General features: G+C 69.7%; 12 protein-coding genes. All 12 read right to left on the bottom strand.

All coding sequences use genetic code 11. The annotated features are described in order from the left end of the window. Window positions 1-3: 3 nt before the first annotated feature. Window positions 4-303, bottom strand: coding sequence for an NADH-quinone oxidoreductase subunit NuoK (gene nuoK / locus FXO18_RS10085; protein ID WP_149360990.1), 300 nt, complete (start codon window positions 301-303; stop codon window positions 4-6). Next, a complete protein-coding gene (locus FXO18_RS10080) occupies window positions 300-1,049 on the bottom strand; it encodes an NADH-quinone oxidoreductase subunit J (protein ID WP_149360989.1) in 750 nt (249 codons plus the stop codon). The genes nuoK and FXO18_RS10080 overlap by 4 nt, the downstream gene beginning before the upstream one ends. Next, window positions 1,046-1,570, bottom strand: coding sequence for an NADH-quinone oxidoreductase subunit NuoI (gene nuoI, locus FXO18_RS10075; RefSeq protein ID WP_149360988.1), 525 nt, complete (start codon window positions 1,568-1,570; stop codon window positions 1,046-1,048). The genes FXO18_RS10080 and nuoI overlap by 4 nt, the downstream gene beginning before the upstream one ends. After that, window positions 1,563-2,798: an NADH-quinone oxidoreductase subunit NuoH gene (gene nuoH / locus FXO18_RS10070; RefSeq protein ID WP_149361291.1), complete on the bottom strand. Its 1,236-nt coding sequence runs from the start codon at window positions 2,796-2,798 to the stop codon at window positions 1,563-1,565. Before nuoH ends, nuoI begins: the two co-directional genes overlap by 8 nt. 14 nt (window positions 2,799-2,812) lie before the next feature. Further along, entirely contained in the window at window positions 2,813-5,224 is a 2,412-nt protein-coding gene (locus FXO18_RS10065; protein ID WP_149360987.1) for an NADH-quinone oxidoreductase subunit G, read from the bottom strand. Continuing rightward, the gene (gene nuoF / locus FXO18_RS10060; protein WP_149360986.1) at window positions 5,221-6,555 is read right to left on the bottom strand and encodes an NADH-quinone oxidoreductase subunit NuoF; all 1,335 of its coding nucleotides are present in this window, start codon (window positions 6,553-6,555) and stop codon (window positions 5,221-5,223) included. The genes FXO18_RS10065 and nuoF overlap by 4 nt, the downstream gene beginning before the upstream one ends. Beyond that, window positions 6,552-7,268, bottom strand: a complete 717-nt coding sequence (gene nuoE / locus FXO18_RS10055) for an NADH-quinone oxidoreductase subunit NuoE (protein WP_149360985.1) — start codon at window positions 7,266-7,268, stop codon at window positions 6,552-6,554. Before nuoE ends, nuoF begins: the two co-directional genes overlap by 4 nt. Next, a complete protein-coding gene (gene nuoD, locus FXO18_RS10050; protein ID WP_149360984.1) occupies window positions 7,265-8,590 on the bottom strand; it encodes an NADH dehydrogenase (quinone) subunit D in 1,326 nt (441 codons plus the stop codon). Before nuoD ends, nuoE begins: the two co-directional genes overlap by 4 nt. Then, window positions 8,587-9,255 (bottom strand): NADH-quinone oxidoreductase subunit C, encoded by a 669-nt coding sequence (locus FXO18_RS10045; RefSeq protein WP_149360983.1) that lies wholly within the window; start codon window positions 9,253-9,255, stop codon window positions 8,587-8,589. The genes nuoD and FXO18_RS10045 overlap by 4 nt, the downstream gene beginning before the upstream one ends. Next, window positions 9,252-9,806, bottom strand: a complete 555-nt coding sequence (locus FXO18_RS10040; protein ID WP_149360982.1) for a NuoB/complex I 20 kDa subunit family protein — start codon at window positions 9,804-9,806, stop codon at window positions 9,252-9,254. Before FXO18_RS10040 ends, FXO18_RS10045 begins: the two co-directional genes overlap by 4 nt. A gap of 25 nt (window positions 9,807-9,831) precedes the next feature. Further along, complete coding sequence (locus FXO18_RS10035; protein WP_149360981.1) at window positions 9,832-10,197, bottom strand: NADH-quinone oxidoreductase subunit A; 366 nt, start codon at window positions 10,195-10,197, stop codon at window positions 9,832-9,834. A 228-nt stretch (window positions 10,198-10,425) separates the two neighbouring features. After that, on the bottom strand, window positions 10,426-10,857 hold the full coding sequence (locus tag FXO18_RS10030) for a response regulator transcription factor (protein WP_149360980.1): 432 nt from the start codon (window positions 10,855-10,857) through the stop codon (window positions 10,426-10,428). Between the last annotated feature and the right edge of the window lie 150 nt (window positions 10,858-11,007).

The raw sequence follows: 11,007 nt of genomic DNA, 5'->3' as shown, positions 1-11,007 counted from the left end.
GGATCAGCCCCTCACGAGGTGAGCGTCGTCGACGGAGACGGTCTCGCGGGACCGGAAGATCACCATGATGATCGCCAGGCCGATCACGACCTCGGCGGCCGCCACCACCATTGTCAGGAAGGCGAACACCTGGCCGTGGAGGTGGCCATGCATCCGCGCGAACGTGACGAACGCGAGGTTGGTGGCGTTGAGCATCAGCTCGATGCACATGAACATGATGATGGCGTTGCGGCGCACGAGCACCCCGCCCGCGCCGATGGCGAACAGCAGGGCCGAGAGGAACAGGTAGTTGGCCGGGTTCACGTCTCCTCCTCGGGGTCGCGGGGGCGGAGGATTCGGCTGACCGAGCCGCGCGCATAGCTGCCGTCGGGCAGCCGGGCAGGCATGTCGACGGCATTGTGGCGGGCGTACACGCCGGGCGCGGGCCGGGGCGTGGCGCGGTGGCCTTCCTGGAACCGCTCGATGGACATCTCCCGCTGGGTCTTGCGGCGCTCGTGCAGCTCGCGGTGGGCGAGCAGCATCGCGCCGAGCGTCGCGATGATCAGCAGCGCCCCGGTCAGCTCGAACACCCACACGTAGCGCAGGAACAGCAGCTCGGCGAGGCCGGGCACGTTGCCGTCGCTGTTGGCGTCGTCGAGGCCCACGAAATCCGGAAGCGTGGCGTTGCCGATGCCGGCGATCAGCAGCAGCCCGAAGCCGACGCTGGCGATGATGCCGAGGACGCGATGCCCGCGCAGCGGCTCGTCGAACGAATCGGAGGACTCGACGCCGATGAGCATGAGCACGAACAGGAACAGCATCATGACCGCGCCGGTGTACACCACGATCTGCGCGACACCGAGGAACAGGGCGCCCTGGGCGATGTAGAGGATGGCGAGGGTGATCATGGTGGTGGCGAGGAACAGTGCCGAGTGCACGGGCCGCCGTGAGGCGACCACCCCGATCGCGCCGGTCACGGCGATGGCGGCGAGGACCCAGAACTGCACGGCCTCGCCGGTGGTGGTGCGCAGCAGTGGTTCGGCATCCACCGCGTGAGCGGCAAGGTTCATGCCTGCTCCTCCGTCCCGGTGATGTGCCCGCGGTAGTAGTCCTCGTCAGTGGCACCAGGAGGCATGGGATGCGGGGCCGGGGTCATGCCGGGCTCGAGCGGGGCGAGGAGCTGGTCCTTCTCGTAGATGAGCCCGGCGCGGTTGTCGTCGGCCATCTCGTAGTCGTTGGTCATGGTGAGCGCCCGGGTGGGGCAGGCCTCGATGCACAGCCCGCAGCCGATGCAGCGCAGGAAGTTGATCTGGTACACGCGGCCGTACCGCTCGCCCGGCGAGTAGCGCTCCTCGTCGGTGTTGTCGGCGCCCTCGACATAGATCGCGTCGGCGGGGCACGCCCAGGCGCACAGCTCGCAGCCGATGCATTTCTCGAGGCCGTCGGCGTACCGGTTGAGCTGGTGCCGGCCGTGGTAGCGCGGCGCGGTAGGAACCTTCTCCTCGGGGTACTGCTGGGTGTTGGGCTTGGCGAACATGGTGGCGAAGGTGACGCCGAACCCACGGATCGGTCCGAGGAATGTCTTACTCATGGCGGCCTCCCGGAAGCGGTGGCACTGGAAGCGGTGGTACGGGGAAACCACCAGGGCTCTCGTGGGCGGCGGGCGCGGGCTGCTCCCCGGCAGCGGGGCGATCGATATCGGGGCGCCGGGTCGTGGCGCGGCGGGCCAGCCAGGGGGCCGAGGCCACGATCGCTGCGGCCACGACGATGGTGACCAGCGCGGCGGCGTCGTATCCGGCGGAGGAGAGGCCGCGCACTGTCGCGACGGTCATCACCCACACCAGGGAGATCGGGATGAGCACCTGCCAGCCGAGCCGCATGAACTGGTCGTAGCGCAGGCGCGGCAGGGTGGCGCGCAGCCACACGAACACGAACAGGAACATCCACACCTTGAGGGTGAACCACAGCACGGGCCACCAGCCGGTGTTGGCGCCCTCCCAGATCGACAGCGGCCAGGGCGCTCGCCAGCCACCCAGGAACAAGGTGGTGGCCAGGGCGGAGACGGTGACCATGTTGATGTACTCGGCGAGCATGAACATCGCGAACCGCAGCGACGAGTACTCGGTGTGGAAGCCGCCGACGAGCTCGCCCTCGGCCTCGGGAAGGTCGAACGGTGCCCGGTTGGTCTCGCCGACCATCGCGGTGACGTAGATGAGGAACGACGGCAGCAGCAGCACGATGTACCAGGTGCCTTGCTGCGCGGTGACGATCCCGGAGGTGGACATGGTGCCGGCGAGCAGGAACACCGCGACGAAGGACAATCCCATCGCGATCTCGTACGAGATCACCTGCGCGGTGGCGCGCAGTCCGCCGAGCAGCGGATACGTCGACCCGGATGACCAGCCAGCGAGCACGAGCCCGTACACGCCGACCGAGGTGACGGCGATGATGTAGAGCACGGCGACAGGCAGGTCGGTCAGCTGCAGCGGCGTGGTGGTGCCGAGGATGGAGACGGTGGGGCCGAAGGGGATGACCGCGAACGCGAGGATCGCGGCGGCCAGCGCGATCACCGGCGCGAGGAAGTAGACAGGCTTGTCCGCCTGGGTGGGGAAGATGCCTTCCTTGAGCGCGAGCTTGATGCCATCGGCGAGGCTCTGCAGCATGCCGCGCGGCCCGACCCGGTTGGGGCCGATGCGCATCTGCATCCAGGCGATGATCTTGCGCTCCACGAGCACCATGAACAGCGCGGTGAGCAGCAGGAACACGAAGATGGCCAGGGATTTCGCGATGACCAGCCACAGCGGGTCGATGCCGAACATGCTCAAATCCGCGCTCACGGCTCCACCTCCGCGCGGGCCAAGCGGACCCGGTCACCGGGAAGGGCGTGCAGCTCGGCATGGATGTGGCTGCCGGGGGAGCAGGTGGGCACCCACGCCACCGCATCGGGCATGTCGGTGATCCGCAGCGGCAGGGTGATCGTCCCGTGCGGGGTGCTCACCCGTACCTGGTCGCCGTCGGATGCCCCGAGCTGGCCGGCGGTGGCGGGGGAGAGGCGCGCCACTGCGGGGTGGGCGGTGCCGGCGAGGTGTGGTTCGCCGTCCTGCATGCGGCCGTCGTCGAGCAGCAGGTGCCAGCTCGCGAGGATGGCATCGCCCGGTGCCAGGGCGTGAGCAGCGCGGCGGGGCACCGGGTCGGCAGCTTCCTGCCGCGCGCCCTGCCAGGGTGCCAGCGCATCGAGCTCGGTCCGCACCGCAGCGGTGGTGGCCAGGCCGAGGGGGCGCCGCATCGTCGCGGCGAGCGCGTCGATGATCCGATGGTCGGGCAGCATGCCGGTTTCGCGCAGCGCGGCGCCGAAGACGCGCGGGCGTCCCTCCCAGGTGAGGAACGTCCCCGCTTTCTCCGCCACCACCGCCACGGGCAGCACCACGTCGGCACGGGCGGTGACAGCACTGTGGCGGATCTCGATGCTCGCGAGGAACCCAGTCCGGTCCAGCGCGCTGAGCGCCGCGGCAGGATCAGGCAGGTCGTAAGGATCGACACCGCCGACGAGCAGGCCGTGCAGGGAGCCTCGCGCGGCCGCGTCCAGGATGCCGCTGGTGTCGCGGCCCGCCTCGCGCGGCAGGTCCGGGACCTTCCACGCGGCAGCGACGGCCTGCCGGGCGCCGGCGTCTCCCACGGGGTGGCCGGCGGGCAGCAGTCCTGGCAGGGCACCGGCCTCGAGCGCGCCCCGTTCCCCAGCGCGCCGGGGGATCCACGCGAGGATCGCGCCGGTCTCGTCGGCCAACCGTGCCGCGGCGGTGAGCGCGCCCGGGATGGTCGCCGCCCGCTCGCCGACGAGGATGACCGCGCCAGGCTGCCGCAGCTGTGCCCCGGCGGCGCCTCCGCGGGCGAGCTCATCGAGCACGGAGGCCTCGTCGCCAGGAATGGTGGGCAGCAGGGTGCCCGAGAGCTTCCGCAGTCCCGGCGAGGCGAATGGGGCGATCGAGAAGACCGGCAGGCCACGGCCGCGCGTGTTGCGGCGCAGCCGCAGGAAGACGATAGGCGATTCCTCCTCGGGCTCGTGAGCCACGAGCAGCACCACCGGTGCGGCATCCAGATCCGCGTAGCTGGCAGTGCCGATGCCCGCGATGCGCTGCGCGAGGAACCCGGCCTCCTCCGGCGAGTGCGGCCGGGCGCGCATGTCGATGTCGTTGGTGCCGAGCACGAGCCGGGCGAGCTTGCTGTAGGCGTAGGCATCCTCGATGGTGGCGCGCCCGCCCACGAGCACCCCGGCCGGTCCGGCAGCGAGCCCCCGCGCGGCCACGGCGAGCGCCTCGGGCCAGGAGACCTCGTGCAGCTCGCCGTCGCTGCCGCGCACCAGGGGACTGGTGATCCGGTCGGCCTCGGTGGCGTAGGTGAACGCGAACCGGCCCTTGTCGCAGTTCCATTCCTCGTTGACGTCGGGATCGTCCCCGGCGAGGCGGCGCATCACGGTGCCGCGGCGATGATCGGTGCGCTGGGCGCAGCCGCTCGCGCAGTGCTCGCACACGCTGGGGGTCGACACCAGGTCGTAGGGGCGGGCCCGGAACCGGTAGGTGGCGCTCGTCAGCGCCCCGACGGGGCAGATCTGGATCGTGTTGCCGGAGAAGTAGGAGTCAAAGGGCTCGCCGCCGCTGATGCCGACCTGCTGCTGGGCGCCGCGCTCCACCATGTCGATCAGTGGATCCCCGGCGATCTGCTGCGAGAAACGGGTGCAGCGGGCGCACAGCACGCACCGCTCGCGGTCGAGCAGCACCTGCTCGGAGAGGGGGATCGGCTTGGGGAAGGTGCGCTTGGTGCCGGTGAAGCGGGTCTCGGAGCGGCCCGCGGACAGCGCCTGGTTCTGCAGCGGGCACTCCCCGCCCTTGTCGCACACCGGGCAGTCGAGCGGATGATTGATCAGCAGCAGCTCCATCACGCCGCGCTGCGCGGAGGCCGCCTCGACCGACGAGTGCTGTGTGTGCACGACCATGCCCTCGGTGACCGGCATGGTGCAGGACGCGACGGGCTTGCGCTGGCCCTCCACCTCCACGATGCACTGCCGGCACGCGCCCGCCGGGTCGAGCAGCGGATGGTCGCAGAACCGGGGGATCGCGACGCCCATCTGCTCCGCGGCCCGGATGATCAGCGTCCCAGGGGGCACATCGACGCCCGTGCCATCGATGGTGACGTGCACGAGCCCCGGGTCGCGGGCGGTGGTCTCCTCGTTCATCCTGGCTTGGGTCATGGTGCTACCGCCTCCGCGAAGAGCGTGGACCGGTGGTGATCGAAGGGGCATCCGCGGTGGCGGAGGTGCTCGAGGTACTCGTCGCGGAACAACCGGACCGACGAGATGATCGGGCTGGTGGCGCCATCGCCGAGCGCGCAGAACGACTTGCCCGCGATGGTGCTGGTGATGTCGAGCAGCAGGTCAACGTCCGCTGGGCTGCCGGTGCCATCCTCGAGCCCGCGCAGCACTTGCACCAGCCAGTAAGTGCCCTCGCGGCAGGGCGTGCACTTGCCGCATGACTCGTGCTTGTAGAACTCGGTCCAGCGCAGCACCGCCCGCACCACGCAGGTGGTGTCGTCGAAGATCTGCAGTGCCTTGGTCCCGAGCATGGAGCCCGCCGCGGCGACGCCCTCGTAGTCGAGCGGCACATCGAGATGCTCCTCGGTGAACAGCGGGGTCGACGAGCCGCCCGGGGTCCAGAACTTGAGCCGGTGCCCAGCGCGGATGCCACCAGCGTGGTCGAGCAGCTCGCGCAGGGTGATGCCGAGCGGTGCTTCGTACTGACCGGGGCGGGTGACATGCCCGGACAGCGAGTACAGGGTGAACCCGGGGGACTTCTCGCTGCCCATCGAGCGGAACCACTCCACGCCGCGGCGCAGGATGGAAGGCACGCTCGCGATGGACTCGGCATTGTTGACCACCGTCGGCGCGGCATACAGCCCCGCGACCGCCGGGAATGGTGGCCGCAGGCGTGGCTGCCCGCGGCGGCCCTCCAGGGAATCGAGCAGGGCGGTCTCCTCGCCGCAGATGTATGCGCCAGCCCCGGCGTGCACCACCAGTTCCATCGGGTAGGCAGCGCCCGGCCCCAGCAGGTCGGCGGCATATGCCTCGGCGACGGCGGCGCGCAGCCGCCGGATCACCGACAGCACCTCGCCGCGCACGTAGATGAACGCGTGGCGGGCGCGGATGGCGTAGGAGGCGATGATGGCGCCCTCGATGAGCACGTGCGGATCGTGCAGCATCAGTGGCATGTCCTTGCACGTCCCCGGCTCGGACTCATCCGCGTTGATGACCAGGTAGTGCGGCTTGTCTGCGGGCGTGGTACCAGCATCATCCTTCTGGGGAGCCTGCGGGATGAACGACCACTTCATGCCGGTGGGGAAGCCCGCTCCGCCGCGCCCGCGCAGGCCCGCCGCCTTGACGGTGGCGATCACCTCGTCCGGGTCCATGGCCAGCGCGGCCGCGAGGCCCTCGTAGCCGCCGTGGCGCCGGTAGGCATCCAGCGTCCAGGAGCGTGGCTCGTCCCAGTGCTCGCTCAGCACCGGCACCAATGGAGTGGGGTTGCTCATCGCTCGTCTCCTCCGTCGCGCCGCGCGGCACGCAATCCCGCGAGAGTGGGGGCGCCGGGCCGGGGTGCCTCGACCGTGCCCGGCTGCTCGTCGTCGAAGCCCGCGAGGATCCGGGCGGCCTGCTTGAACGTGCACACCGTCGCCCCCCGCGCGGGAGTCACGGGCTCGCCCGAGCGCAGCGCGTCGACCAGCTCGCGCGCCGACTCGGGGGTCTGGTTGTCGAGGAACTCCCAGTTGACCATCACCACGGGCGCGTAGTCGCAGGCCGCGTTGCATTCCACATGCTCGAGGGTGACCTTCCCGTCCGGGGTGGTCCCGCCGTCATCGATGCCGAGGTGCTCGCGCAAGGCCTCGTGGATCGCGTCGCCCCCCATCACCGCGCACAGCGTGTTGGTGCACACCCCGACGAGGTACTCGCCGGTGGGCGCGCGGCGGAACATGCTGTAGAACGTCGCTACGGCTGTGACCTCCGCCTCGGTGAGGCCGATCATGCGGGCGCAGAACCCGATGCCGGCGGGGGTGAGGTGGCCGTCCTCGGACTGCACGAGGTGCAGCAGCGGGATCAGCGCGGAACGGGCCTGCGGATAGCGGGAGATGAGGATCGCGGCGTCGCGCTCGAGGCGCTCGATGGTCTCGGCCGGATAGGTGGCGCGCCCGGGCAGGTCGATGGCGGGACGCTGGCCGAGCGGCAGGAGGATCGGATCGGTGCTCATCGGTCCACGCCTCCCATCACTGGGTCGATGCTCGCGACCGAGGCGATGACGTCCGCGACCATGCCGCCCTCGCACATCGCCGAGACTGCCTGGAGGTTGGTGAACGACGGATCGCGATAATGCACCCGGTAGGGGCGGGTGCCGCCGTCGGAGACCATGTGCACGCCGAGCTCCCCGCGCGGTGACTCGACCGCGATATAGGTCTGCCCGGGCGGCACGCGGAAGCCCTCGGTGACGAGCTTGAAGTGGTGGATCAGCGATTCCATGTCCTCGCCCATGATGGTGCGGATGTGCTCGAGCGAGTTGCCGAGACCATCGCGGCCGAGGGAGAGCTGCGCTGGCCAGGCGATCTTCTTGTCCGCCACCATCACCGGACCGGGCCGCAGCTTGTCCAGGCACTGCTCGACGATCTTCAGCGACTCGTGCATCTCGTTGACGCGGATGAGGTACCGGCCGTAGCAGTCGCAGCCGTTCTCGACCATCACGTCGAACTCGTAGTCCTCGTAGCCGCAGTAGGGCTGTGACTTGCGCAGGTCATGCGGCAATCCGGTGGCGCGCAGGATCGGCCCGGTCATGCCGAGCGCCATGCAGCCGGCCAGGTCGAGGTAGCCGATGCCGACGGTGCGGGACCGCCAGATCGGATTGTCGTTGAGCAGCAGCTCGAGGTCGTGCAGCCGCCCGGGCAGGATGCGCAGCAGTTCCCGCACCTTGTCCACCGCGTCCTCCGGCAGGTCCGCGACCAGGCCGCCGGGACGGATGTAGGAGTGGTTCATCCGCAGGCCGGTGATGTGCTCGAACACCTCGAGGATGAGCTCGCGCTCGCGGAAGCTGTAGAGCATCGGTGACATCGCGCCGAGCTCCAGACCGCCGGTGCCGAGCGCCACGAGGTGCGAGGAGATGCGGTTGAGCTCCATCAGCATCACCCGGATCACGCTGGCTCGCTCCGGAATGTCGTCCTCGATGCCGAGCAGCCGCTCCACGCCCAGGCAGTACGCCGTCTCGTTGAAGAACGGGGACAGGTAGTCCATGCGGGTGACGAAGGTGACGCCCTGCGTCCAGGTGCGGTGCTCCAGGTTCTTCTCGATGCCGGTGTGCAGGTAGCCGATGCCGCAGCGCGCATCGGTGACGGTCTCGCCCTCGATCTCGAGGATCAGTCGCAGCACGCCATGCGTCGACGGGTGCTGCGGGCCCATGTTGACGACGATCCGCTCGCCCCCGGCATCGCTGACAGCCTCGACGATGTCATCCCAGTCCTGCCCGGCGGCCACATGCACCGATTCGCCGCCGGTCTCGAAGCCGCCCGTCTCGAAGCTGCCCGTCATGAGTAGGCCCTCCGCTCGTCCGGCGGCGGGATCGTCGCGCCCTTGTACTCGACCGGCACGCCACCGAGCGGATAGTCCTTGCGCTGCGGGTGGCCCTCCCAATCGTCGGGCATCTGGATGCGCACGAGGTCCGGATGGCCCTCGAACACGATGCCGAAGAAGTCATACGTCTCGCGCTCGTGCCAGTCGCACGTCGGATACACCGCGGTCACCGACGGGATGCGCGGGTCCGCGTCCGGCGCCGCCACCTCCACCCGCAAACGGCGATTGTGCGTGATCGATAGCAACGGGTACACCGCATGCAGCTCGCGGCCCGCATCCTCCGGATAGTGCACCCCGCTCACCCCGAGGCTCAGCTCGAAGCGCAGCGCCGGATCATCGCGCAGTGCCCGCACCACCTCCACCAGATGCTCCCGGCGCACCTCCAGCGACAGCTCGCCATGAGCAGTATCGACCCGCTCGACCGCATCGGTCAGCGCCACGCCCTGCTCCGACAGGGCCGACTCGAGGGCATCGACGGTCTCGTCGAACCAGCCGCCGTACGGGCGCTGCGCGCCACCGGGAAGCTCCACCGTCCGCTCGAGCCGCCCATAGCCCGATGTATCGCCGGTGCCGCGCGCGCCGAACATGCCACGCAGGGAACGGATCCGCTCGCCGCCGCTCATCGCAGCATCCCCTTCAGCTCGATCAGCGGGCGCTGGTCCAGCGCCGCCTTCTCCGCCGCCCGGACGGCCTCGGCACGGTTCGCGCCCAGGGGCATCGCGCCGATCTTGTCGTGCAGCGCGATGATCGCGTGCAGCAGCATCTCGGGACGGGGCGGGCAGCCGGGCAAGTAGATGTCGACGGGCACGATGTGGTCCACGCCCTGCACGATTGCGTAGTTGTTGAACATCCCGCCCGATGAGGCGCACACACCCATGGCGAGCACCCACTTCGGCTCGACCATCTGGTCATACACCTGCCGCAGGACCGGGGCCATCTTCTGGCTCACCCGCCCGGCCACGATCATCAGGTCGGCCTGCCGCGGGGATGCGCGGAACGCCTCCATCCCGAACCGGGCGATATCGAACTTGCCGCCCGAGGTGGACATCATCTCGATCGCGCAGCACGCCAGGCCGAACGTCGCCGGCCACAACGAGCCCTTGCGGGCATAGCCAGCGGCCCGCTCGACCGTGGTCAGCAGGAACCCGCCCGGAACCTTCTCCTCCAAGCCCATGCGCCGTACCTCCTCCTGCTTGCCCCTAGTCCCAGCTGAGCCCGCCGCGCCGCCACTCGTACACATAGGCGACCGACACGTTGAACAGGAACAAACCCATCGCGGCGAGCCCGAACAGGCCCAGCGCATCGAAGTGGACCGCCCACGGGTACAGGAACACGATCTCCACGCCGAAGATGATGAACAGCATCGCCGTCAGGTAGTACTTCACCGAGAACCGGCCACGCCCAGGCGTTGCTGGTGGCGGCACCGGCTCGATGCCGCACTCGTAGGCCTCGAGCTTCGCCTGGTTGCGGCGGCTCGGGCCGAGCAGCGAGCCCATGGCCGCAGAGACCACCGCGAAGGCGACCGCCACCGCGCCCAGGACGAGGATCGGGAACAGCGTGCCCATATGCCTGAACTCCCCTCGCCGCGAGCCTGGCCCACGGCGGTGCCTGCCTGGCGCCGCCGTGGAATGTGATCTAGCTCTCAGCGTAGCCGTCGAAGCGGTGACCCTGCATGCTTTTGCGTCGCGCGTTCACCACACTGTGTCACCGACCTCGTTCGGCCACAGCAGGATTGGCGCGCCGATACCAGGGGCGGGGCTTGGTCGCAGGGGCACGTTTCGGGGAAAGCGGCTCTAGCTGGCCTCGGTACCGGCGCGCTTCTTCTCCAGCAGATCGGCCGCCAGTCGTGATAGCTCGAACGGCTCCACCGGCAGCGGCACCGCGCCATCGGCACCGGACCAGCGCGCCAGCCACCGGTCATCGCGGCGGCCGAGCAGCACGATGATCGGCGGGCATGCCTCGATCTCATCGCGCAGTTGCCGGGCCAGCCCCATGCCGCCCAGGGGGGCGGTCTCGCCATCGGCGATCACCAGATCGATGGCTCCGCGCTCCACCTCGGCCACCGCGGCCCCTGCCGTGGCCACCTCCACGTACTCGGTAGCTGCCGCTTCCGGCAGCAGTCGCGGTCCCAGCGCGGCGCGGGCTCGGTCCCGGATCGCGCGATCATCGCTGTAGAGCAGCACGCGCGGACCGGGGGACGAGGAGGCGGGAGTGGTGGGGGTCACAGGAACGAGCCTAATGCCTTGCCGCTCACGGCGTGCCGCCACAATGGGGGGCAAACCTCCGCTAAGGTAACGCTCCGATAACGGTTCGTTTCCCATTCCGGGCCCGATCGCGCACCACACCAGCGATCGGCGCCCACCACCCGGAGGTCC

This window comes from Lolliginicoccus suaedae (assembly GCF_008312885.1).
Classification (GTDB): Bacteria; Actinomycetota; Actinomycetes; order Mycobacteriales; family Mycobacteriaceae; genus Lolliginicoccus; species Lolliginicoccus suaedae.
Note: the sequence above shows the minus strand (reverse complement) of the source record. Positions and strands in the feature narration are given on the sequence as shown.